The sequence below is a fragment of the Pseudomonas sp. genome (genome assembly GCF_050739655.1).
Classification (GTDB): Bacteria; Pseudomonadota; Gammaproteobacteria; order Pseudomonadales; family Pseudomonadaceae; genus Aquipseudomonas.
On the sequence record NZ_JBOIBY010000444.1, the window covers coordinates 1 to 24,612 of the forward strand.

The 24,612-nt window shown below is 63.0% G+C and carries 19 protein-coding genes; 15 read left to right on the forward strand and 4 right to left on the reverse strand.

The window, feature by feature from the left end:
* Positions 1-255: 255 nt before the first annotated feature.
* The 3 genes from ACRESJ_RS21325 to ACRESJ_RS21335 form a co-directional block, all read right to left on the reverse strand.
* The gene (locus ACRESJ_RS21325; protein WP_431759669.1) at positions 256-792 is read right to left on the reverse strand and encodes a TetR/AcrR family transcriptional regulator; all 537 of its coding nucleotides are present in this window, start codon (positions 790-792) and stop codon (positions 256-258) included.
* A 111-nt stretch (positions 793-903) separates the two neighbouring features.
* Positions 904-2,226: a spinster family MFS transporter gene (locus ACRESJ_RS21330; protein WP_431759670.1), complete on the reverse strand. Its 1,323-nt coding sequence runs from the start codon at positions 2,224-2,226 to the stop codon at positions 904-906.
* Positions 2,223-3,206 (reverse strand): flavin reductase, encoded by a 984-nt coding sequence (locus ACRESJ_RS21335; protein ID WP_431759671.1) that lies wholly within the window; start codon positions 3,204-3,206, stop codon positions 2,223-2,225. The genes ACRESJ_RS21330 and ACRESJ_RS21335 overlap by 4 nt, the downstream gene beginning before the upstream one ends.
* 197 nt (positions 3,207-3,403) lie before the next feature.
* On the opposite strand from ACRESJ_RS21335, the gene ACRESJ_RS21340 reads away from it, so the two are divergent.
* The 6 genes from ACRESJ_RS21340 (at position 3,404) to ACRESJ_RS21365 (ending at position 12,722) form a co-directional block, all read left to right on the forward strand.
* Positions 3,404-4,840, forward strand: a complete 1,437-nt coding sequence (locus tag ACRESJ_RS21340; protein WP_431759672.1) for a coniferyl aldehyde dehydrogenase — start codon at positions 3,404-3,406, stop codon at positions 4,838-4,840.
* 55 nt (positions 4,841-4,895) lie between these two features.
* Positions 4,896-6,548, forward strand: coding sequence for a methyl-accepting chemotaxis protein (locus ACRESJ_RS21345; RefSeq protein WP_431759673.1), 1,653 nt, complete (start codon positions 4,896-4,898; stop codon positions 6,546-6,548).
* A 109-nt stretch (positions 6,549-6,657) separates the two neighbouring features.
* On the forward strand, positions 6,658-8,226 hold the full coding sequence (locus ACRESJ_RS21350; protein ID WP_431759674.1) for an amidase: 1,569 nt from the start codon (positions 6,658-6,660) through the stop codon (positions 8,224-8,226).
* 301 nt (positions 8,227-8,527) lie between these two features.
* A complete protein-coding gene (locus ACRESJ_RS21355; RefSeq protein WP_431759675.1) occupies positions 8,528-10,249 on the forward strand; it encodes an FAD-dependent oxidoreductase in 1,722 nt (573 codons plus the stop codon).
* Positions 10,246-11,946, forward strand: coding sequence for an FAD-binding protein (locus tag ACRESJ_RS21360; protein ID WP_431759676.1), 1,701 nt, complete (start codon positions 10,246-10,248; stop codon positions 11,944-11,946). The genes ACRESJ_RS21355 and ACRESJ_RS21360 overlap by 4 nt, the downstream gene beginning before the upstream one ends.
* Positions 11,943-12,722 (forward strand): SDR family oxidoreductase, encoded by a 780-nt coding sequence (locus tag ACRESJ_RS21365; RefSeq protein WP_431759677.1) that lies wholly within the window; start codon positions 11,943-11,945, stop codon positions 12,720-12,722. Before ACRESJ_RS21360 ends, ACRESJ_RS21365 begins: the two co-directional genes overlap by 4 nt.
* Before the next feature lie 763 nt (positions 12,723-13,485).
* Here ACRESJ_RS21365 and ACRESJ_RS21370 read toward each other — a convergent pair.
* The gene (locus ACRESJ_RS21370; RefSeq protein WP_431759678.1) at positions 13,486-14,271 is read right to left on the reverse strand and encodes an enoyl-CoA hydratase; all 786 of its coding nucleotides are present in this window, start codon (positions 14,269-14,271) and stop codon (positions 13,486-13,488) included.
* Between the two features lie 140 nt (positions 14,272-14,411).
* On the opposite strand from ACRESJ_RS21370, the gene ACRESJ_RS21375 reads away from it, so the two are divergent.
* From ACRESJ_RS21375 to ACRESJ_RS21415, 9 genes are all read left to right on the forward strand, one after another.
* Positions 14,412-15,197: an SDR family oxidoreductase gene (locus ACRESJ_RS21375; RefSeq protein WP_431759679.1), complete on the forward strand. Its 786-nt coding sequence runs from the start codon at positions 14,412-14,414 to the stop codon at positions 15,195-15,197.
* A 56-nt stretch (positions 15,198-15,253) separates the two neighbouring features.
* Positions 15,254-16,222 carry a bifunctional MaoC family dehydratase N-terminal/OB-fold nucleic acid binding domain-containing protein gene (locus tag ACRESJ_RS21380; protein WP_431759680.1) on the forward strand — a complete coding sequence of 323 codons (969 nt, stop codon included), beginning with the start codon at positions 15,254-15,256 and terminating at the stop codon, positions 16,220-16,222.
* 8 nt (positions 16,223-16,230) lie between these two features.
* Positions 16,231-17,364 (forward strand): acyl-CoA dehydrogenase family protein, encoded by a 1,134-nt coding sequence (locus tag ACRESJ_RS21385; RefSeq protein ID WP_431759681.1) that lies wholly within the window; start codon positions 16,231-16,233, stop codon positions 17,362-17,364.
* The gene (locus ACRESJ_RS21390; RefSeq protein ID WP_431759682.1) at positions 17,336-17,755 is read left to right on the forward strand and encodes a MaoC family dehydratase; all 420 of its coding nucleotides are present in this window, start codon (positions 17,336-17,338) and stop codon (positions 17,753-17,755) included. Before ACRESJ_RS21385 ends, ACRESJ_RS21390 begins: the two co-directional genes overlap by 29 nt.
* A 17-nt stretch (positions 17,756-17,772) precedes the next feature.
* Complete coding sequence (locus ACRESJ_RS21395) at positions 17,773-18,951, forward strand: lipid-transfer protein (protein WP_431759683.1); 1,179 nt, start codon at positions 17,773-17,775, stop codon at positions 18,949-18,951.
* A gap of 10 nt (positions 18,952-18,961) precedes the next feature.
* Entirely contained in the window at positions 18,962-20,131 is a 1,170-nt protein-coding gene (locus tag ACRESJ_RS21400; protein WP_431759684.1) for an acyl-CoA dehydrogenase family protein, read from the forward strand.
* 65 nt (positions 20,132-20,196) lie between these two features.
* Positions 20,197-21,402 carry an acyl-CoA dehydrogenase family protein gene (locus ACRESJ_RS21405; protein ID WP_431759685.1) on the forward strand — a complete coding sequence of 402 codons (1,206 nt, stop codon included), beginning with the start codon at positions 20,197-20,199 and terminating at the stop codon, positions 21,400-21,402.
* Positions 21,399-22,541 (forward strand): acyl-CoA dehydrogenase family protein, encoded by a 1,143-nt coding sequence (locus tag ACRESJ_RS21410; RefSeq protein WP_431759686.1) that lies wholly within the window; start codon positions 21,399-21,401, stop codon positions 22,539-22,541. The genes ACRESJ_RS21405 and ACRESJ_RS21410 overlap by 4 nt, the downstream gene beginning before the upstream one ends.
* A 349-nt stretch (positions 22,542-22,890) precedes the next feature.
* Positions 22,891-24,573, forward strand: coding sequence for a class I adenylate-forming enzyme family protein (locus tag ACRESJ_RS21415; RefSeq protein ID WP_431759687.1), 1,683 nt, complete (start codon positions 22,891-22,893; stop codon positions 24,571-24,573).
* Positions 24,574-24,612: the final 39 nt, after the last annotated feature.

The window sequence follows — 24,612 nt, forward strand, 5'->3', positions numbered from 1 at the left end:
AGCCATGCTCCCACAGGTTTTTGTGTTGTCCATGGATTTTGTGGTCGACGAAAGAACCTGTGGGAGCGGGCTTGCCCGCGAAGAGGCCGGCAGCCTCAGCATCTTCGTTGCCTGACACACCGCTTTCGCGGGCAAGCCATGCTCCCACAGGTTTTTGTGTTGTCCATGGATTTTGTGGTCGACGAAAGAACCTGTGGGAGCGAGGCTCGCGAAAAACGTTAACGATGACGTGGACATCCTGAATGGGCGCGGCGCCTAAATGTTTTTCGCGAGCAAGCTCGCTCCTACAGTTTTATGTGTTGGCTTGTGATTTTCGATAATGCAGGTCGCAAGGCTGGTGAGCGCATCGGTGAGTTGCGCTTCAGTCATTTCTTCGTTGTACCACTGTGATTGCCCAAACAGCAGAACGATGACGGTATTGGCCGTCCAACGGATGTCATGCGCAGACATGCCTGCCTTGCCATACTCATCACTGATGATTGCGCCCAAAAGCGATGAGTATTTGTCCTTCAGCTTCTGGATCTGATCCTTCTGTTCTTCACTGAGGTTGGCGAATTCACGGGTAATCAGGGCCAGTTTGTTTCTTTCACTGAAGTTGAAGGCGACAAAGGCTTGAATGAATAACCGCAGACGCTTGCCAGGGCTTCGGGCGCCTTTCATTCGATGCGTCGTATCCAGCAAAAGGTCTGACAAACCGGTTTCGATCAGTTCGAACAACAAGGCCTGTTTGTTTTCGATGTGATGGTACAAAGAGCCTGCATGCAGCCCCAGGTAGCTCGCCAGATCGCGCAAGCCGATGGCCTGAAAACCGTGGGTGGCAAAGAGTTCAACCGCCGCGTCGAGAAGTCGATCGCGGGCGCTCGGTACTGCGTTGGCTATTGCGATGTTCGTGGCCATGGTTGTTTATCCCGCGTGGCGGTAGTTTGATCTGGAAGCATGCCGGGCCGTGCGCATCAGTAGCAGCACCGAACAAATCACTGGCAGGTTCACCAGCAGCAGCGCATATCGCAGTGACTCGCGGCCAAACACAGGCAGCAGCATGTCGCTGAACAACCCGGTGATCAGCGGCCCGACGCCAACCCCGAGCAGGGTACTGACGATGGTTTGCAGGGCCATGGCGGAACCGCGGCGGCTGGGCGGCACCAACTGGGTGACGAGGTTGTAGGACGGGGCAACCCACCACACGGCAAAAAACGAATACAGCGCACACCAGAGCATGGCGGCTGGAATCGGCACATCACCCAGGCGCACCAGCAAGGTGTCGGACCACAGCAGGTAGGGGACCAGCGCGCAGAGGGCTGCCAGGTGGCCCAGTACAGGAATGGACACTTGCCAGTGGGGATGGCGACGGCACAGGCGATCGCTCAACCAGCCACTGAACAGGCCGCCAATGCCGGCTGAGATACCGCATATCACCCCAGCCAGCAAGCCTGCGTGTTGCAGCGACAAGCCATGGGAGCGCACCAGGAAACTGGTGTTCCACATGCCGATGGCATAGGAGCTGAGCGTGGTCAGGCCACCGGCGAGGATCAGGCAACGGTACGCTGGCAACGCCCAGAGCTTGCGCGCTTCGGCGCCCATCCCCAGCAGCGCAGTGTGAGCATGGGGCGTGAGATCCCAACGGCCACGCTGCGGCTCACGCACGAAAAACGCCAGAACCGCAGCAAACGCCAGGGCCGGTACGCCCAGGGCAATGAACGCGGTGCGCCAGCCATATTGCTCGACCACCCAGGCGCCGATGCTCAAACCGATGATCGAAGAAAACGTCGGTGCCGCGGTAAAACAACTGATGGCGAACGAGCGTCGTTGCGGCGGATACAGGTCTGCGATCAACGACAGCGAAGCCGAGGTGGTCGGCGATTCGCTGATTGCCACCAGCATCCGCGCACCGGCCAGCGCCAGGAAGCTGCCCGCCAGCCCGCAGGCCATGGTCGCCACGGCCCAGAGCACGCACGACATGGCCAGCAGGCGAATACGCGGCATGCGATCCACCAGTCGACCCGCTGGCAGGCCCATCAGCGCGTAGACAGCCGCAAACGCCAGGCCCGAGATCAGGCCAATGGCGGTATCGCTGACGGCGAATTCGGACTTGATCGGTTCGACCATCACCGCGAGGATCTGGCGGCCGACAAAGTTGTCGGCAAACACCATGGCCAGCAGCAACAGCAAGCCATGGCTGCCCCAGCCGACCGTGGTGGGCAGCAGTGCACCAGCGCGGGCGGTCATCGCGGCGCCCACAGATCCGGCAAGCCGGGATCACTGACGACGATCAGGCGCTTGAGCAAAACCTTCAATGCCTGTGCGTCAGCGGCACCGAGCTTGGCCGAGAGATCCTCTTCCACCGCCTTGGCCAGCGCCAGTTGATGCAGTGACATTTCGCGGCCTTGAGCGGTCAGGACAAAACGCAGCGATTCTGCCGAACCCTCGAACGCCACCAGCCGCTGGCGTTCAAGAAAACGCATGCTCGCCAGCGTCACTTCACGGCCGGTGTAGCTGACGAAGGTGTTGATTTCTTCGAGCGTCATGTTGTCGCGAATGCACAGGATCGACAGGATGAAAAACGTCTGTTCGTCCAGCTGCTGGCTATTGAGCAGTTGCCGCAGGGCGTCGAGTGCCTGGTAATGCCCGCGCCCGAGCAGGTAGCCGAGCAAGTCCTCGGTGTAGCTGCATTCCGGTGGCGGCGGGGTGGTCGCCAGGCGAAGCTCGCTACGCGGCTTGCGCGTAGCCAAGGCATATTGACCGCTCTGGAAGGCCAGCGGGGCACGGTCGCTGTGATCGAAGGCGAGCACTTCGCCGACGAAGATCACGTGGTCTCCGCCTTCGTACTGGAACGCCGTGCGGCACTGGAAACGCGCGGTGCAATCCTGCAGCAGTGGCGCCTCGCTGACGCCATCATCGAGTTCGATCTCGGCGAACTTGTCCTCGCCCTGGGTGGCGAAACGCCCCGACAGGGTTTCCTGCTCGGTGGACAGCACGTGCACGTTCCAGTGTTTGCCGTTGCTGAAGACCGGCAGGCTGCGCGCTTGCTTGGACAGACTCCAGAGCACCAGCGGCGGGTTGAGCGACACCGAGTTGAAGCTGTTGGCGGTGATGCCTACCGGCGAGCCATCTTCGCTCTGGGTGGTGATGATCGTGACACCGGTGGTGAACGTGCCGAGGGCGGCACGAAAGGCCTGGGGATCGAAACTGATGTTTTGCATTGCCATGACTGGCCTCATGGAGTGGGATTTTCGTATGGCCAGTATTGGGCGATTGCATGGCCCTAACATCGTCTCAACGGACTAACACTAATGCGGGTCTCTCGTCCGATTGGACGAGGCGGCGCGGCGGTCCGCGAGGCTAGGGTGGCGCCAGGCGCATCGGGCGCTCACCGGCCATCGAGCCAACCTGCAAGGGGATAACAATGAGTTCAGCCACGTCTTCCGTCGACGGCCTTTGCGGCCTGCTGGCACAACAGAAAAACGCCTTTGCCGGCGCCGGCCATGTCAGCGCCGACACCCGCCGCCAGCGCCTGCAACAAGTGATCGATCTGTTGGTGCAAAACCATGAAGCATTGACCACGGCGATCGACCAGGATTTTGGCGGACGGCCCGCCGGTTTCTCCTTGATGAATGATGTGCTGGGCTCCCTGGCTTCGCTCAAATACGCCCGTGACCACCTGCAGGATTGGATGCCGGACGAACCGCGCGAGATGTTTTCCCCTTATGACCAGCTCGGCGCCCGGGCCTGGGTGATGTACCAGCCAAAAGGTACGGTGGGCATCCTCGGTACCTGGAACGCGCCGCTGTATACCCTGTTCAGTCCATTGGCCTCGGCCCTGGCGGCCGGTAACCGGGCGATCCTCAAACCTTCGGAGGTGGTGCCGCGCACCGCTGAACTGGTGGCGCGCCTGTGCGCCGAACACCTTGACCCGCTGGTGGTGGCGATGGTCAACGGCGGGCCGGAATTGGGCGACGCATTCAGCAGCCAGCCTTTCGATCACCTGGTATTCACCGGCAGCACGGCGATTGGCCGACAGGTGATGAGCAATGCCGCAAAGAACCTGGTGCCCGTGACCCTGGAACTCGGCGGCAAGTCGCCGGTGATCATTTCCCGCAGTGCCGACCTGAACAAGGCCGCGTTCAGCATCGCCGCAGGCAAGGCCAGCAACGGCGGGCAAATTTGCATCAACCCGGATGTGGTCTACGTGCCCAAGGCCCGGCTCGAGTCGTTCCTCGATGCGATGCGCGGTACTTATCGCGACCTCAATCCGACCGTGACGGGCAACCCGGATGTGGTGGCCGTGGTCAACCAGCGTCACCTGGACCGGGTCGAAGGCCTGGTTGAAGACGCAGGCCAGCGCGGTGCGCGCATCGAGTGCCTGCCTGAAGCGCTGGCCATCGATGCCCATGACCGTCGCCGACCGCTGCGGGTGGTGATTGATCCGGCGTCGGACAGCTTGATCATGCACGAGGAAATCTTTGGCCCAGCCATGGTCGTCTTGAGTTATGACGATCTGGATCAGGTCATCGCTGACATCAACGGCAGGCCGCGTCCCCTGGCGTTGTACTACTTCGGTGAAGATGCCCAGGAGCAACGTCAGGTGCTGGAAAACACTTTGTCCGGCGGGGTCACCCTCAACGACGTGATGATGCATGCGGCCATGCACGATGCGCCCTTCGGCGGCGTGGGCGCGTCGGGCATGGGCCATTACCACGGTCGCGAAGGCTTTCTCGAATTCAGTCACATGCGCACGGTGTTCAAGGCCTCGGCCCACGACCCGCGCCGCGAGTGGGGCCTGTTGCCGCCGTACGGCGAGCACTACCTGGCAGCCATGCTGGCCGGGGTCACCTCCGACTGATTCCAGCGCGGGGTGTGTTCACACCCTGTTCGCTGCTTGAGACAGGCCATTGAAAATGTTCAAGGCAATCACTATCGCCCAGCGCCTGTGGCTCTGGGCGCTGTTGGCCACGTTGCTGTTCGTGCTGGCGGTGCTGTTGGGGGCCTATGGCCTGCAACAGGCGCGTGACAGCCTGCGGGCAATCAATGAGGACAACCTGGCAACGCTGATGAGGTTCGGTGACATCCAGCACCGCCTCGATGAAAGTCGGCGGCAGGTACTGCTGGCGATCCAGCACGATCCGGAAGGCCCGCTGGTGGCAGCGTTCGATCGTCCGGTAGAAGCCACACTCAGTGCCATCGAGAGTAACAACCGGGCACTGGCGGAAATCTGGGCGAGCTATCGCCAGCGCTCGTTGAGCGGTGAAGAGCAGCAGGCGGCCGATGCCTTCGACCAGCATTACCAGGCGTGGCAGGACGAGTTGGGCATCCTGGTGGAATCCTTGCGAGCCGGGGACTTTCGCTTGTCGGGCGTCTTGTCCTTTCTGCGCATGGCCGAGCCTGAAGGCAATGCCGCCGTCCTTGAGTTGAGCAAATTGCAGGCTTTGCAGAAGGCCAGTGCCGCGCAAGCCTACGAGGCGGCGCAGCAGCGCTATCGCTCGACGCTGCTGGCTTACATGGCGCTGGCGGTGGTGGGTGGGCTGGCGGGCAGCCTCACCGCGTTTTCCACTTTGCGCCGTCTCAGGCGTGCCTTTGCCCAGGCCGGTTCCAGTGTGCGTGCCATTGCCGGTGGCGACTTGTTGCAACCGATCGAGATCAAGGGCAGCGACGAGTTCGCGCTGATGCTGCGCGACATTGCCCAGATGCGTGACGGCCTCAACGGGCTCATTTCACAAATGCGTGAACTGGTGCGTCGGGTCAGTCGAGAAGCGGCGCACATGGCCGAATCGGCGGAGCTGGCGAGCGCGGCGACCCAGCAACAGGCCGATGCGGTTCGCGGGATTTCCCGGGCCGTGGAGGATTTGTCCGGGTCGATCAACGAAGTGGAAAGCCATGTCGGCGTTTCGCGGGACATCACCCAGCATTCGGCGGGGCGCTCGGGCAAGAGCGAGGGCTTTATCCGCGGCATGGCCCAGGAGATGAATCGCATCAGCGATGTGATCAGCGATACGGCTGTGCACATCCGCGAACTGGAAGGATTTTCCGCAGACATCAGCCACGTGCTCAAGGTGATCCGCAACATTGCCGAGCAGACCAACCTGCTGGCGCTCAACGCCGCTATCGAGGCTGCGCGGGCCGGTGAGGCGGGGCGCGGGTTTGCGGTGGTCGCTGACGAAGTACGCTTGCTGGCCCAACGCACGGCCAGCTCGATTGGCGAGATCGACCTCACGGTGCAGCGCATTCAAGAGGGCACCCTGGCCGTGGTCGATGGCATGGGCAGGGTGGTCAGTCGAGTGCGCGACGGCGTCAGCCTGGCCCATGAAGCCGGTGATTCAGTGGCGCAAATTCGCAGTGGCACCGATGATGTGATCCGTAGCGTCGACACCATTGCCACGGTGATTACCGAGCAGGTGCGGGTTACCCGGGAAATGGTCACGCGGGTCGAGAGCGTCTCCAGCGGCACCGATGCGCTGTCCGCCAACGCCGGGCGCAGCGCGGAGGCCGCCACAGACCTGAAGCAACTGGCGCGGGAGCTGGATCAGTTGTCCGCACGTTTCAATGTCGGTTGAACGGTTGGTTTATGCCAAGTGAGCACCGCAGTTCCTGCGCGAGCGAACCCTCGCGCAGGAATCAACACCCGAATCCCCAATAACCCATAACAAGGGCGCGATCATTCCCATGGAAAACCACGAAAACGAAGCATTCCAAACCACCACGGGCTGGCCGCGTCGCAGCGTGCTAAAGGCCGGTGCCGTCGCGCTCGGCGTCGGGCTGCTGGGGCGGTTTGCCGACGTCCGCGCGCAAGGGCTTTCGGCCAGCGATTACCAGGCCATGGATGCGTGGGCCATGAGCCAGGCGATCCGCAGTGGCGAGCTCAGTGCCGAGGATCTGTTGGCGGCGACGCTGGCCCGCTACAACGAGGTCAACCCGAAGGTCAATGCCGTGAACATGCTGCACGAAGCCTACGCCCGCAACCTGCTCGCCCAGCGCCGTGCGGCCGGCACCCTCAATCAAGGGGTGCTGGCCGGTGTGCCGCTGCTGATCAAGGACCTCAACACCGGACTGCAAGGCACCATCACCAGCAACGGCTGCCGGATGTTCAAGGACGCGCCGCCCGCCACCCGCACCAGCACCCTGATCGCTCGCTATGAACAGGCTGGTGCGGTGCCATTTGGCAAGACCACGTGCCCAGAGTTCGGCTTGACCACCACCACGGAATCCCTGGCCTGGGGGCAGACCCACAATCCATGGAACCTGGCCATGAGCGCCGGCGGTTCCTCCGGTGGTGCGGCCGCAGCGGTGGCGGCCGGGATCGTACCCGTGGCCCACGCCACCGACGGCGGCGGTTCTATCCGCATTCCGGCGTCCTACTGCGGTCTGGTGGGGCTTAAACCCAGCCGCTATCGCACCCCGAGCGGGCCGTTGCATTTCGAAGGCTGGTTCGGTGCCAGCGTGGCCAACGTGGTTTCGCGCTCGGTGCGCGATACGGCGCTGTTCCTCGATGTCGGCCAAGGCCATGAACCGGGCAGTAACTATTGGCTGCCTCCATTGGCGCGACCCTATGTCGAAGAGTTGCAGCGCGAGCCGGGCAAACTGCGCGTGGCGGTGGTTCGCCAGTCGCTGACCGGTGCCCCGCTGGAACCGGCAATTGTCGCGACGCTGGAGCAGACTATCAAGCAGCTACAGGCCCTTGGGCATGAGCTCGACGAGTTGACCCTGAACGTCGACCCGCGCCAGCTGTTCGGCGCCCATGGCATGGTCATCGGTACCGCGTTGCGCACTCTGATCCATGATCGTGAGCAGGTACTTGGACGGGCGGCCACGGCGCAGGATCTGGAGAAGATCACCTTGGTCAACCTGGAGCGATCGAAGGGCACCAGCGGTGAGGACCTGTACCGCGCACGCCAGTCGTTCGAAAGCATCGGCGCGACCATGGAGCAGCACTTCGAACGCTACGACGTGATCCTGTCGCCGGTCACCGGCAGCCTGACCCCGAAACTCGGCCTGTTGTCACTCGACCAGCCATGGGAAAGCTACGCCCACCACGCCATGGGCAGCGCCGGCTTCACCGTGCTGGCCAACGTCAGCGGCCAACCGGCCATTTCCCTGCCGTTGGGGCAAAGCGACAGCGGGATGCCGGTGGGCATGATGTTCACTGCGCGGTTGGGTGGCGAAGACGTGCTACTGCGTTTGGCCAGCCAACTGGAACAGGCGCATCCGTGGGCGGCGAGGCGGGCGGCGGTGTAATCCGGGCTCCCGGTAGATCGTTCCCACGCTCTGCGTTGATCGTTCCCACGCTCTGCGTGGGAATGCCGCCAGAGACGCTCCGCGTCTCGCTGTCTACGGGGGTGACGCGGAGCGTCACGGGATGCATTCCCACGCAGAGCGTGGGAACGATCAGTAATGGGGAGGGCGAGTCTCGCCGCCCCTAGTCCACTTTGACGATGAGCCCATCCCCCCGCAGCCCTGATCATGGGCTGCACTCCGCCAGCGCACCCGCTGCGTCGTCGGCGGTTTTTTTCTGACCTCAGCTAATGGCATAACAACAATGACGGCTCAAGTTCAGTCACAGACCTATTACGACGTGATCGTCGTCGGTTCGGGCGCCGGTGCGATGACGTCGGCGGTATTTCTCGCCGACCAGGGTTTAAGCGTACTGGTGGTGGAAAAAAGCAACCAGTACGGCGGCACCTCGGCCATCTCCGGCGGCGGTATCTGGATCCCCAACAACCACTATTTCGCTCGCATGAGCAGCAACGACAGCTACGCCACGGCGCTGACCTACCTGAAGGCGGCCGCTGGCGAGCATGTCGATGAAGTGCGCCTGCGTGCCTACCTGGACAATGCGCCGAAGATGATCGAACAGCTCACCCGCACCAGCCGGGTACGCTATGCGGTCGCGGCCAAATACCCCGATTATTACCCGCACCTGCCGGGGGCTCTTGCCGGTGGCCGCACCCTGGACCCGGAGCTGTTCGACACCAGCCTGTTGGGTGATGAACTGGCCAACCTGCGCAAGCCGTCGCCTTCAACCCTGCTGATGGGGCGCATTGCCTGGACGGCGCGTGATGCGCACAAGGCCATGGCCCGCAGTTTTGGCTGGCGCCTGCTGATCATGAAGCTGATGCTGCGCTACAAACTGGATTTCAAATGGCGACGCAAGAGCAAGATGGATCGCCGTGCGTCCCTGGGCAGTTCGCTGGTGGCCTCGCTACGGCGCTCGCTGATGGATCGCAACGTCCCGCTGTGGCTCAACACTGATTTTTCCGGGCTGATCACCGAAGGCGGACGGATCGCCGGCATCACCGTGCAGCAATCCGGCAGCGAACGGCAACTGCGTGCGCGCCACGGGGTAATCCTGGCCTCGGGGGGCTTCGAGCAAAACCAGGCCCTGCGCGACCAGTACCTGCCCAAACCCAATCGCAAGGCCTGGAGCGCGACACCCCCGGGCAACAACACCGGCGCGGCGCTCGTTGCTGGCATCGATCAAGGGGCGGCCACCGCATTGATGGACTGGGCCTGGTGGGCGCCGACCATTGCCGTTCCGGGTGAAGACAAGCCCCGTGGGATCTTCGCTGAGCGTGCGTTCCCCGGCGCCATCGTGGTCAACAGCCAGGGCCAGCGTTTTGTCAACGAAGCGGCGCCGTACCTGGAGTTCGTCGATGCCATGTACAAGGACGACGGCAAAACCGCCGGCAAATCCGTTCCGGCCTGGGTGATCTTCGACGGCCATTTCCGTTTCAACTACGCCATGGGCCCGTTGATGCCCGGTCAAGTCATGCCCGACAGCCGCCTGCGCAAGGAGTGGCTCAACAACCTGTACTGGAAGGCCGACACCCTCGCTGGCCTGGCGCGGCAAATCGGCGTCGACAGTGCCGGCCTGGAAGCCACGGTGGCCAAGGTCAACGGCTACGCAAGCTCCGGTGTGGATCTCGACTTCGCCCGGGGCGGCAACGTCTTTGACCGTTACTACGGCGACTGCAACGTCAAACCCAACCCGTGCCTGGCGCCGTTGCGCAAAGGCCCGTACTACGCCATGCGCCTGGATGCCGGTGACATCGGCACCAAGGGCGGCCTGCTGACCAACGAACATGCCCAGGTGGTGCGCGAAGACGGCACGGCCATCGCCGGGTTGTACGCCATCGGCAACTGCTCGGCGTCGGTGATGGGCACCAGCTATCCCGGCGCCGGTGGCACTTTGGGGCCGGCGATGACCTTCGGCTATGTCGCCGCCAACCACCTGGCCAGTCAACGTCAGGAGCGCAAATGACCAGTTTCGAAAATCTACCCAGCACCGAAGTGCTGCCACCCTTGCAAGTGGCAGACGGCAGCCAGGTGGCCTGGGACGAACAGTGCGACGTACTGGTCGTCGGCTGGGGTGCGGCGGGTGCCTGCGCCGCCCTTGAGGCTCGCGCTCAGGGCGGCGACGTCATAATCGCCGACCGCTTCACCGGCGGTGGGGCCAGCGCCAAGAGCGGCGGGGTTGTGTATGCCGGTGGCGGCACGCGGCATCAACGGGCGGCGGGCTTTAACGACAGCCCCGAAGCCATGTTCGATTACCTCAAGCACGAAACGCAAAACGTGGTCAGCGACGACACCCTGCGGCGCTTCTGTGCCGACAGCGTGAGCAACCTGGAGTGGCTGGAAAGCCACGGCGCACCCTACGCCCATCAGATGCCCCCGGGCGGCAAGACGTCATATCCGTCCGATGGCTACTTCCTCTACTACTCGGGTAACGAGCTGGTGCCGAGCCATGGCGGGCCATTGCCGGCCGCGCCACGCGGTCATCGCACCGTGGGCAAGGGCCAGGGCGGCGCGGTGCTCTATGCCCACCTCAAATCGGCATGTCTGAAGGCTGGGGCTCGGCCGCTGTTGCAAGCGGCGGCGCGACGGCTGGTGACCGACTCTCAGGGGCGGGTGCTGGGTGTCGAATTTCTCTGCATGCCTGCAGGCAGCAAAGAAGCGCAGCTGCATGCGCGATTGGCCGCTCGCGCAGAGCGCTTGCAGAATTTTGCCCCTGGCTACTGCAACAAGTTGCGCCGCAAGGTCTGCCAGCTCGAACGGGATTTCGCCCGGCCGCGATGGGTGCGGGCTCGCAATGGCGTGATCCTCAGCACTGGCGGTTTCATCTTCAATCGCCAGTTGCTCGATCAACACGCGCCCAAGTTCCGCCGCAACTTCAAGGTCGGTGCCACCGGTTGCGATGGCAGCGGCTTGCGGCTGGGCGCCAGTGTCGGTGGTCAGGGGAAGGGGCTTGAGCGGGTATCGGCGTGGCGCTTCCTCAACCCGCCGTACAGTTGGCACAAAGGCATTGTGGTCAATCGCGAAGGGCGACGCTTCTGTAACGAAGAGGTTTATGGCGCGACTCTGGGCCAGCCCTTGATGGAGGAGCAGGGCGGCAAAGCCTGGTTGGTGCTGGATGCGCCGTTGCGCAAGAAGGCCATCCGCGAGGCACTGTTCGGCGGCTACTGGTGGTTCCAGAGTTTTCCGGCTTTGGCGCTGATGCTGTTCAAGGTGCGCAAGGGCAAGAGCCTGAGCGAGCTGGCCAATGCGACATCCATGGACCCGGAGATACTGCGCGCCTCGGTGCTGGCGGCCAACGCCGCCGCCCGTGGCGAGGCGCCGGAGCCGTTCGGCAAGTCCGAGGGCGGGCGTCATGTGCTGATGGAGGGGCCGTTCTACGCCTGCGATATTTCCGTGACCAACCCGGTGTTTCCGCTGGGGGCGCTGACGTTGGGCGGACTTCGAGTCGATGAGCGCAGCGGTGCCGTGCTGGACGAGCAGGGCCAGCCGATCGCGGGCTTGTACGCGGCGGGGCGCACGGCCCTGGGGATTCCGTCGCACTTGTACATCAGTGGCCTGTCCCTGGCGGACTGCGTGTTTTCCGGCCGACGTGCCGGGGCCAGCATCGCCCGCGCCCAAGGCCAGCCATCGCCAATGACCCACGCACATGAGATGACACGATGATGCTCGATCAACAAAACAATAATGGCCGGGTAAATGGCAAGGTGGCGCTGGTCACCGGCGGCGCCAGGGGTATCGGCGCTGCCTGCGCGCGACTGCTGGCGGCCGAAGGTGCCCAGGTGCTGATCAGCGACCTCGACGTCGAGGCCGGCCAGACCCTGGCCGCCGAGATCGGACCGAACGCTGCGTTTATCCGCCACGACGTCAGCAGTGAAGAGGAGTGGCGGCAGGTCATCGGTCATGTGCGCGAGCGCTACGGTCGGCTGGATATCCTGGTCAACAACGCCGGTATCCTGATCTGCGGCAGCCTTGAAGAAACGAGTTTGGCCGATTGGCACAAGATGCTGCGGGTGAATGCCGACAGTGTGTTTTTGGGCTGTCGCGAAGGGATTGCGTTGATGAAGGACGGTGGTGGTTCAATCATCAACCTGTCGTCCATCGCGGCATTGGCCGGGCGTGACGATTATCTGGCCTACAGCGCTTCCAAGGGGGCGGTGGCGGCGTTGTCGCGCTCGGTGGCGGTGCTGTGCCGTCGGCGTAAGTACCGCATTCGTTGCAACACCTTGCATCCGGATGGGGTGCTCACGGATATGACGCGTGGTGGTTTTCCTGAAGGTGTCGATCCGGATCGTTTGACCATCGATAGTGACCCGATGAATCGCATGTGCCGGCCTGAGGATGTGGCGGCCAGTGTTTTGTTTTTGGCTAGCGATGAGGCGAGGGCGATTAATGGGGTGGAGTTGCGGGTTGATAGTGGACAGATGGTGATGAGTATCTAGCGAAGGCTATTTGCTGGTGTACATAGCCATTGCTGCGGTAACGGCTGTTGGTGCTCTTACTGTGGGGGCTGGCTTGTCGGGTCGCCGCATCGCAGCGATGGCGGTTTAGCGGTGTACATATCCATTCCTGCGGTAACGGCTGCTTATGGTTTCGCCCTTACGGCGAGTCCCTTTGGCAAACGCCCCAAAGGAACCAAAGGTCTTGCCCCAGCGTCCGGCCCCTCGCTGGGGCTCGGCGTTCCTTCGCTCCGGCATCCATCCGGGGGCATCGCCTCCGGTTTGCTGCGCTGCACCTCCTCTCGATGTGTTCGACTGCGTCGGTCACACAGCCATCGCCAGCAGGCTGGCTCCCACAGAATTCTGAGGCGTTCAAAATATTTGGCTCAACCACAATCCCTGTGGGAGCTGGCTTGCCAGCGAAGAGGCCGGCACATTCAACATCTTCATTGCCTGTCACACAGCCATCGCCAGCAGGCTGGCTCCCACAGAATTCTGAGGCGCTCAAAATATTTGGCTCAACCACAATCCCTGTGGGAGCTGGCTTGCCAGCGATGAGGCCATGCCAGGCGACATCTTCATTACCTGTCACACAGCCATCGCCAGCAGGCTGGCTCCCACAGAATGCTGCGACGCTCAAAGTATTTGGCACAACCACAATCCCTGTGGGAGCTGGCTTGCCAGCGATGAGGCCATGCCAGGCGACATCTTCATTACCTGGCACACAGCCATCGCCAGCAAGCCGGCTCCTACAGGATCTGTGTTGTCAGTTCCCCTCAAACCGGGCCGGTCGCTTGTCAATAAACGCCTGCATCCCTTCCTTCTGATCCCGCGAGGCGAACAGCAGGGCGTTGGCTTTGCGCTCCAATGCCAGGCCGGCCTCGAGCGGGGCGTCCATGCCGGCGAGGATCACTTCCTTAATCTGCTCGGCGGCCAGTGCCGGCATCGCCGCGATGACTCGGGCCAGTTCCAGGGCATGGGCCTGCACCTGGTCGTCGTCCACCAAGTCGCTGACCAACCCGGCCACCCAGGCTTCCTCGGCGCTGATCGGTTGGCCGGTGAGTGCCATGCGCATGGCCTTGACCTTGCCCACGGCGCGCACCAGGCGTTGGGTGCCGCCGATGCCGGGCATGATGCCGATGCGGATTTCCGGTTGGCAGAAGCGTGCGCTGCGTCCGGCGACGATCAGGTCGGCGTGCATGGCCAGTTCACAACCTCCGCCATAGGCGTATCCGCAGACCGCCGCGATCACTGGCTTGGGGCAGTGCTGGATCGGCCCCCACACTCGCTCGGTGTGGCGTTTGTAGATATCGATGGCGCCCACCCCGGCCATGCTGTTGATGTCGCCACCGGCGGCGAACACCTTGTCGCCGCCCGTCAGCACGATGCAACGCACCTGAGGGTCAAGTGCCAGCTCACTGAAGTGACGCGACAGCAGCGCCTGCAATTCCAGGCTCAAGGCGTTGGTCGCCTGGGGCCGGTTGAGCCGCAGCAGGGCGACACCGGGCAGGGGGTGTTCAAGCAGAACCGGTGCTTCGGACAAGTCGGACATGGGCATTCTCGCAAACCAATCAAGGTGTAAATGGGGCCAGTGTCCTGTTCGCGAGGCGCAATTTTCATCGTCCGTTCAGACGTAGTTTGGCCCGCAGTTCGTCCCTAGAGTGACCCTTGTCAGTAGAAAAGGAGCACATGATGGAGCTGCATTCGGGTCTTGATTACAGCGGCAAGGTGGTATTGATCACCGGGGGCACCAAAGGCATCGGCGCGGGTATCGCGCTGGGGTTTCTGGCCGCGAACGCACGGGTGATCGTCTGTGCCCGGCGCGAACCTGAGCAGGTGCCGACACTCGGCAACAAGCGCGCAACCTTCATCGCCGCCGATGTGCGCGACCACGATTCCCTGCAACGACTGTTCACCTCGATTGAACGCGACTTCGGTCGTCTCGACGTGGTGATCAACAACGCCGGTGGCAGCCCCAACGCCGAGGCGGCCACGGCGTCGCCGAGGTTTCATGAAAGCATCATCGGCCTGAATCTGATCGCACCGCTCAACGTCGCCCAGCACGCCAACCGGCTGATGCAGGCACAAACCCAGGGCGGTTGCATCGTCTTTATCGGCAGCATCAGCGCGCTGCGCTCCTCGCCGGGCACCGCCGCTTACGGTGCGGCCAAGGCCGGTGTGCTGGCGTTGGTGCAATCGCTGGCCGTGGAGTGGGGGCCCAAGGTGCGGGTGGTCACGGTCAGCCCTGGATTGGTGCTGACCGAGCAGGCCCATCTGCATTACGGCTCCGAGGCCGGTATCGCCGCTGTTGCGGCGGGTATTCCAGCGGCGCGCATGGCGGTGGCCGACGACATCGCCAACGCTTGCCTGTACATCGCATCGCCACTGGCCAGTTACGCCAGCGGTTGCAACCTGCTGTTGCATGGCGGTGGTGAACGCCCGGCATTTTTGGGTGCCGCGCAGGTGCTACCCACCTGATCGACCTATTGCGGCGGCCGGGTCCGGTCGCCGCCTTCAATCTGAAGGAGACGACTTTGGCTGATCCACAATTGCTGTCCAATGTGCGCGCCCTGGTGGGGCGCCAGTACGGCCGGGTGTATGCCTGGGACGAGGTCAATGCCCCGATGATTCGCCAATGGTGCGAAGTCATGGGCGTGGACAACCCGTTGTACACCGACCCGGCATTTGCCCTGGGCACCCGGCATGAGGGCCTGATTGCTCCGCCTGCGATGTTGCAGGTGTGGACCATGGAAGGCCTGCATGCCAACAACTATCCGCCTGGCTCCACCGACGAGAACCCCTACGAGGTGCTCAAGGAAATGGAAGCCTACGACTATTCCTCCACCGTAGCGGTGAACTCCGAGCTGAGTTTCACCCGTCCGGTTCGCCTGGGTGAAAAGCTCTACTACACCACGCGACTGGATGCGGTCAGCGATGAGAAAACCACGGCCCTGGGCACCGGTTTCTTCGTCACGCTGGTCATGAGCCACTTTGTCGAAAAGGTTGGCGGTGATGAACCGGTGGGCGAGTTGCTGTTTCGCGTGTTCAAGTTTCGCCCCGCCAATGCCCAGGCACCGGTCAAGGTCGAGGCCGCACCGCTCAAGCCCAAGCGCCCGTTGCCGGGCATCAGCGACGACACGCGATTCTTCTGGGAAGGCTGCGAAAAAGGTCAGTTGCTGATCCAGCGCTGCACCGCCTGCCAAACCCTGCGCCATCCGCCTGCGCCGGTGTGCATCGAATGCCACAGTTTCGACTGGGACACCGTTCAGGCCAGTGGCCAGGCGACCTTGTATTCGTTCGTGGTGATGCACTACCCCGAAGTACCGCCGTTCGATTACCCCAACCCCATCGGCCTCATCGAGCTTGCCGAAGGCGTGCGCCTGATCGCCGGCCTGGTCGGTGTCGAGCGCGAGCAATTGCAGATCGGCCAGCGTTTGCAGGTCGAGTTCCAGACCTTCGATGACCAGCAGACCCTGCCGATGTTCCGGCTGGTAGAGGCATAGGAGCCCCCATGGATTTCGAATTGAGCGAAGACCAGCGCGCCATTGCCGAGATGGCCGATGGGCTGTTTGTCGACCATTGCCATGACGACTACATGCGCCAATGGGACGTCAGCGGCGAGCCGACGATGGCGCCGCTTTGGGCGTTGTGCATCGAGACCGGCCTGCATGCCTTGGCCATCCCTGAAGAACACGGCGGCAGCGGCCTGGGCATGACCGAGCTGATGCTGGTGTTGCAGGCCCAGGGCAAGGCCTTGGCGCAGGTGCCGTTGTGGCGTCATCAATTGGCCGCCGCGACGCTGGCCCGTTACGACGCGAGCGACAAGGGCGGGTGGATTGCCAAAGCGGCGTCCGGCGAAGCGCTGCTGAGCCTGTCACTCGATGGCTTGAGCAGTGCCCTGGGCATCGAGTTGCAGGCGCAACCGAGTGCCGGTGGCTGGTCGATCAGTGGACGGGTTGCGGCCTTGTCCCAAGGTGATCAGGCCGGCGCCGCACTGGTACTGGTACAGGTCGAGGGCCAGCCCCGCCTGTTGCTGCTCGACCTGTCGGCGCCCGGGATCAAGCGCGTATCGGCGGTGCTGACCCACGGCGAAGCGGTGGCCGATCTGCACATTCAGGATTTGACGGTTGACGCCTCGGCGCTGTTGCCGGCAGAGGCGGTCGCCTGGCTGGAACTGCGCTGCATCGCGGCATTGGCGGCCCTGCAACTGGGGGTCAGCGAAGAGCAGATCCGCCGCACCGTGGGCTATGTCAGCGAGCGTCGCCAGTTTGAACGCAGCATCGGCAGCTTCCAGGCCGTGCAGATGAGCATGGCCGACAGCCATATCGCCGTCGAAGCCTTGCGCTCGGCGTTGTGGCAATTGGCTTATCGCATCGATGCCGGCCTGCCCGCACCGAGCGAAGCGCTGGCCGCCGCCTGGATGGCCTGTGAAGCGGGGCACCGCATTGGTCATGCCGCGCAGCATGTGCATGGCGGCATCGGCGTCGACCTGACGTATCCGATCCATCGTTTTCTCTACTGGAGCCGTGGCCTCTGCCTTGCCCTGGGTGGTTCGGCAGCAAACCTGGAACGTTTGGGCGACTGGCTCAACGATAACGACAAGCTGGGATGGAAATATGACCTCGAAGAACACCAAGCGCTTTGAAGACGTGCGCCCCGGCGAAGCACTGCCGGAGTTGGCGGTGCCGATTACCGTGACCCTGATCAACGGCGGCGCGATTGCCACCCGTGATTACTTTCCCGGACACCATGACGCAGAAGCGGCCCGTACCCTGGGTTCACCGCACATCTTTATGAACATCCTCACCACCAACGGCCTGGTGCAGCGGTTCGTCGAGCAGTGGGCCGGTCCGCTGGCGGAATTTACCGCGCTGAAAATCAAGCTCGGCGCGCCGAATTATCCCGGCGACTGCATGACCTTCAGTGGCAGCGTCACCGCTGTCGATGCGCACACCCGTTCAGTGGAAATCACCTTGAGCGGCAAAAATTCCATGGGTAACCACGTGACCGGTACGGTCGCGCTGGTCCTGCCCTGATAGCCGGAGAGACACAGATGACTGATTCATCGATTTCCGGACGTGCCGCGATCGTTGGTCTGGGCGCGACCGAATTTTCCAAGAACTCCGGGCGCACCGAATTGCGTCTGGCCATGGAGGCCACCTTGAGCGCGCTCAAGGACGCCGGCATCGACCCGAGCGAGGTCGAGGGCTTCAGCTCCTATTCGGTGGACAAGGTCCCGGAATACGAGATCGCCCGCTTGCTGGGGTGCAAGGACGTCAAGTTCTTCTCCCAGGTGCCCCATGGCGGCGGTGCGGCTTGCGGCCCGGTGATGCATGCGGCCATGGCCGTGGCCACCGGGATGGCCAAAGTGGTGGTGGTGTATCGCGCCATGAACGAGCGTTCCTGGTATCGCTTCGGCACCGGCAGCTACGGCTTTGCCTCGACACCGACCTTCGACAACGTCAACTACGGCTGGTACATGCCCCACGGCTTCCATACGCCGGCGGCCTGGGTCGGAATGTTCGCCCAGCGCTACATGCACACCTATGGCGCCACCAGCGAAGACTTCGGCCGGGTAGCGGTGGCGGCGCGGGATTTTGCCTCCACCAATCCGCAAGCGTTCTTTCACGGCAAGCCGATCACCCTGGAAGAACACCAGGCCTCGCGCTGGATCTGCGAACCGCTGCACCTGCTCGACTGCTGCCAGGAATCCGATGGCGCGGTGGCGATGGTCATCACCTCGGCGGAGCGCGCCCGTGACCTGCGACAGAAGCCGGTGACCATCAAGGCCGGCTCCCAGGGCATCAGCCATGGCCAACAGAGCATGACCTCGTTCTACCGCGAAGACATCACCGGGCTACCGGAAATGGGCGTGGTTGCCCGCGAGCTGTATCGCCAGTCGGGCCTCGGTCCGGAGGCGTTCCAGACCGCGGTGATCTACGACCACTTCACCCCGTTCGTGTTGCCGCAGCTTGAAGAGTTCGGCTTCGTCAAACGTGGTGAAGCCAAGGAATTCATCCGCGCCGGGCACCACGCCCGAGGCGGCAAACTGCCGATCAACACCCACGGCGGGCAACTGGGCGAAGCCTATATCCACGGCATGAACGGCATCGCCGAAGCGGTGCGCCAGGTGCGCGGAACGGCGGTCAACCAGGTGGCGGATGTGCAGAACGTGCTGGTCACCGCCGGCACCGGCGTGCCCACCAGCGGCCTGATTCTCGGCGCAGCCTAAGGAGCAGCAGATGTTCGTCGACCTCACTCCCGAACAACATGCCCTGCGCCACAAGGTGCGGGACTATTTCCAGGCCCTGATGACCCCGGACATGCGCGACCAGTTGCGCGGCAAGGAAGGCGGCGAGCTGTTTCGCCAGACCATCCGCCAGATGGGTCGCGATGGCTGGCTCGCCGTCGGCTGGCCCAAGGCCCACGGCGGCCAGGGATTCGCCGCCACCGAACAGTTGATCTTTTTCGAAGAGGCCAACATCGCCGGTGCGCCGCTGCCGTTCGTGACCATCAGTACCGTCGGCCCATCCTTGATGGCCCACGGCAGTCCATTGCAGAAAGAACGCTTCCTGCCCGGCATCGCCGCAGGCGAGATCATGTTCGCCATCGGCTATTCGGAACCGGATGCCGGCAGCGACCTGGCAGTACTCAAGACCAGCGCTCGCCAGGACGCCGACGGCTTTGTGGTCAATGGCAACAAGCTGTGGACCTCGGGCGCCGAATCGGCTGACTTTGTCTGGCTGGCGGCCCGTACTGATCCGACCCAGGCGCGACACAAGGGCATTTCGCTGCTGATCGTCGACACCACGACACCGGGCTTCTCCCACACCCTGATCCCGACCACCAGCATTCCGACCACGGCCACCTACTACGACAACGTGCGGGTGCCGAACGAGATGCTGGTGGGCGAGTTGCACGGCGGCTGGAAGATGATCACCTCGCAACTCAACCACGAGCGCCTGGGCCTGGGCACCTGGTCGGACAAGGTGGTGGCGCTGTTTCGCCGGGTCTACCTGTGGGCGCGGGCCCGTGACGAGCAGGGGCGGCGGGCGATGGACAAGGCCTGGGTGCGCAGTTCCCTGGCTGAGTGCTACGCGCGTCTGGAGGCGATGCGCCTGATCAACATGCGCATCGCCGCCGACCTGGAACGCGAGCGCATGGACGTGGCGTTGAGTTCGACCACCAAGGTGTACGGCTCGGAGTCGGCCATCGAGATCCTGCGCAAGCTGGCGGCGATTGTCGGCGCCAATGGCTCGATGCGCAGCGGCTCGGCGGCGACCCTGCTGCAGGGCGAACTGGAATATGAGCTGCGCAGTTCGGTGACCCTGACCTTTGGCGGTGGCACCAATGAAATCCAGCGCGAGCTGATCGCCCAGTTTGGCCTCGGCATGCCGCGCACCCAACGCTGACGTACGTCCATCAACAACAAAAACCGAACTCGCCCCGAAGCCGGGGCGAGTCGAAGGGGACATTCATGAGCACTATCGAGCAATTCCGGCACGACACCCGTGCCTGGCTGCAGGACAACTGTCCGCTGTCGATGCGCACCGGCATGGCGGAAGGCGATGTGGTGTGGGGCAGCCAGAACCCGCAATTTCCCTGTGAAGACGCACGCCTGTGGTTCGAACGCATGCGCGACAAACGCTGGTTTTGCCCCGAGTGGCCCGAGGAGTATGGCGGCGCCGGCTTGAGCGACGAGCAACTGGCGGTGCTGGAAAGCGAGATGCGCCGCATCAAGTGCCGGCCACCGCAGATCAACCTCGGCATCTGGATGCTGGGGCCGGTGCTGCTGGCCTTCGGCAGCGAAGAACAGAAACGCGATCTGCTGCCCCCCATCGCCCGTGGTGAAGTGCGCTGGTGCCAGGGTTTCTCCGAGCCGAACGCCGGTTCCGACCTGGCCAGCCTGAAAATGGCTGCTCGTGATGCAGGCGATCACTTCGTGGTCGACGGCAGCAAGATCTGGACCTCCTACGGCGACAAGTCCGACTGGATGTATGCCCTGGTGCGCACCGACTTCAGTGCGCCGAAACACGAAGGCATCAGCCTGATCGTGCTGGACATGCGCAGCCCTGGGGTCAAGCCGCAACCGATCGACTTGATCAGCGGTAAATCGGCCTTCTGCCAAGTGTTCTTCGATGGCGTGAAAGTGCCCAAGAGCCAATTGATCGGTCCGTTGAACGGCGGGTGGAACCTGGCCAAGTACCTGTTGCAGCACGAACGCAAGGCGATGTCGAAATTCGGCGAATTCAGCCTGCCGTCCCACGTCGACCTGCTGGGCCTGATGCGCGAGTACGTACCGGCGCCGCAAAGCCAAAGCGAGCATGGATTGCATGCGCGGGCCACGGCCTGTGCGATGAATGAGCACGCCTACAACCTGACCGTGCAGCGCATGGGTGAAGAGGCGCGGGCGGGCGATGACATCGGCGGCCTGATGTCGATCATGAAATTTGTGCACACCGAGCAGGAGCGCGACAAGTTCGAAGTACTGCTCGATGCCATGGGTGGACAGGCCTTCGGTTGGGAGAGCACGGCGTTCAGCGAGCAGCAACTGGCAGTGACCCGTTCGTGGTTGAACAGCTATGCGCTGACCATCTCCGGTGGCGCTTCGGAGATTCAACTGAATGTCATCGCCAAGCGCGTGCTGGGCTTGCCGGACGGTAAGAAAGGAGTGAAAGCATGAGCCTGCGTTATAGCGATGAACAGCGGTTGCTGGCCGACAGTGCCAGGGATTTTCTTGCCGCCCGCAGCCCGGTCAGTGTCCAGCGTCGGTTGCGTGATGAGGCTGTGGTTCTTGGCTTCGAGGATCAGGTTTGGCGCGATGCCGTTGATTTGGGCTGGAGCGCGATTCCTTTTCCGGAAGCTTTCGGTGGCCTGGATTTTGGTTGCAAGGGCCTGGGGCCGATCTTCGAATCCATGGGACGCAACCTGTCTGCCACGCCGTTGCTGTCCAGCGTGGTACTCGCGGGTTCGCTGGTGCATCTGGCGGGCAACTCGGAACAACAGATGCACTGGCTGCAAGCCGTCATCAGTGGAGAGCAGCGCCTGGCCCTGGCCGTGGACGAACACCCGCGTCACGACCCGAGTCGCATCGCGCTTCAAGCCGTGGCCAACGATGCGGGCTATCGCTTGCACGGTGAAAAATTCTGGGTGGTCGATGGCCTGGGTGCTGATGCCTATGTGGTGGCTGCGCGCACGTCCGGGCAGCCGGGCGACACACAGGGCATCAGCCTGTTCCTGGTGCCGGCCGATGCACAGGGCTTGACCGTCAGCGCCTTGCCGCTGATCGATTCGCGCAACAGCGCACGCGTGCAACTGGATCAGGTGCAAGTGGGCAGCGAAGCCTTGCTGGGAGCACTGGGCGAGGGCTGGGGCGCGCTGGAAACTGCGTTGGACCGTGGTCGTACTTGCCTGGCGGCGGAGCTGTTGGGGATGGCCGAGCAGTTGTTCGAAACCACCCTGGAATACCTCAAGACCCGTGTGCAGTTCGAAACGCAGATCGGCACCTTTCAGGTTCTGCAACATCGCGCCGCGCAGATGTACATCAACCTGGCGCTAAGCCGCAGCGCCCTGATGGCCGCGCTGGCGACCCTGGATGACGCCAATCTCGACACTCGCGAACGCGCACGATTGGTCAGCCTGGCGAAATGGAAAGCGGGCGACACGGCGATCAAGGTGGCCAACGAGGCGGTGCAGATGCACGGCGGCATCGGCGTCACCGACGAGCTGGATGTCGGCCTGTACCTCAAGCACGTGCGCGTCGCGCAGAGCTGTCTGGGGGATCGGGATTTCCATTGCGAACGGTATGCGGCTAACGCCTAGCACCCGGCATTGAACAACACCCAAATCCTGTGTACGACCGCGGACCACTGTGGGAGCTAGCCTGCTGGCGATGACGGAGTGTCAGTCACCATTGATGCTGGATGTGCTGGCCCCATCGCGGGCAAGCCCGCTCCCACAAGGATTCGCAGGAGCACGCAGCATTTGCGTACGACCCAAATCCCCTGTGGGAGCTAGCCCGCTAGCGATGACGGAGTGTCAGGCAACGCAGATGCTGGATGTGCTGGCCTCAACGCTAGCAGGCTAGCTCCCACAGGGAACAGTGGAGCATTCGGCATTTGAATACGACCCAACGCCCACAGACCCTTCAGCTGTTCTGGAGAAAACAAAAATGAACATAGAACCCTGGCAAACCGCGTGGCGGCAACTGGTTGCCCCCGGTGCGCCGTTTGAAGTGGTGACGCCCGATGACGGCGCTCCGCGCTATTTCCGTCACGCCGCCCATGACCTGTTGCAGGTGCTGGACGCCGGTCGCGTCCACGGTGATCGTGAGTTCCTGATCTGGCAGACGCAGCGCCTGACCTTCAATCAATTCTTCGATCAGGTCGACCGCCTGGCCGGGCAGATGGTTGCGCGCTTTGGTTTGCAACCCGGTGAGCGCGTGGCGATTGCCATGCGCAACCAGCCGGCGTGGCTGGTGGCCTTTGCCGCGATCCAGCGCTGTGGCGCGGTGTGTGTGCCGCTCAACAGCTGGGGGCTGCGCGACGAGTTGCAATACGCCCTGCAGGACAGCGGGTCGCGTCTGTTGCTGTGCGATGAAGCGCGCCTCAATACCCTGCACGAAGACCTGAGTCGCGAGCAGCGGGCGACGATTGTCGTCGGGGCAGGGGAAGGGCTGTTGCCCGAATATTGCCTGGGTTTCGAAGCACTGATCAGCGCTCCGGCATTGCCGGTGCCCGCGCTGCAAATCGATCCCGACGCACCGGCACTGATCCTCTACACCTCCGGCACCACCAGCCGCGCCAAGGGTGTCGTGTCCACTCACCGGGCCATCTGCCAGGCGCTGTTCGCGCTGGATTTCCAGGGCGCGTTTTGCGCCATGAGTTCTCCCGAACGCGTCGGCGTGGTGATCAACAGCGGCTACCCGCCAACCACCTTGGCAGCGGTGCCGATGTTTCACGTCAGCGGCCTGCATGCGCAATTCCTCTCGGCTTTGCGTGGTGGGCGGCGCTTGTTGCTGATGTACAAATGGGATGTGGAAACGGCGCTGGACCTGATTCGTGATGAGCGCTGCACTCAGTTCAACGGGGCACCGGTGATGATGCAGCAACTGCTCGCCTCACCGCGCTTTGGCACCGAGCACACCGCCAGTCTGTTCGGTCTGGGCCTGGGCGGGGGTGCCTCGTCCGCCAACGTGCTGGACAACATGCTCAAGCTCAAGCCCGACGTCATCGGCGGTGCCGGCTACGGCCTCACCGAAAGCAATGGCATCGGTGCGGCGATTGGTGGCGATCCGTTCGTGTACAAGCCGGCGACGGCGGGCTGGGCCTTGCCGATCGTCGATATACGCATCGGCGACGATCCGCAGCAGCCACAACCGGCGGGCACTCGCGGGGTGATCTGGCTGCGCTCGCCGACCTTGATGAGCGCCTACTGGAACCTGCCCGAGGCCACCGCACAAAGCGTGCGCGACGGTTGGTTCGACACGGGCGATATCGGCTGTCTCGACGAAGAAGGCTTCCTCAGCATCACCGGTCGGGTCAAGGAATTGATCAACCGTGGTGGCGAGAAGATTTCTGCGGCTGAAATCGAAACCTGCATCCTCGACATGAACGGCGTGCTGGAGGCGGCGGCGTTCGCCGTTGCCGATCCGCTGCTGGGCGAAGTGGTGGGGCTGGCCGTGCATGGGCAGGCCTCGTCGCTGCCCCAGGAGGCACAAATCTGCGCGTTCATCGCCGAGCGCCTGGCCGCCTACAAGGTGCCTGCGCAGGTCTATCGCTCACTCCAGCCCTTGCCACGCAATGCCACCGGCAAGGTGCTCAAGGCACAGCTGCAAGAAAAGTTGGGCGTCTGACGCCTGCGTAGTCTTTCCGGACGATGTTGGGGCCGGCAC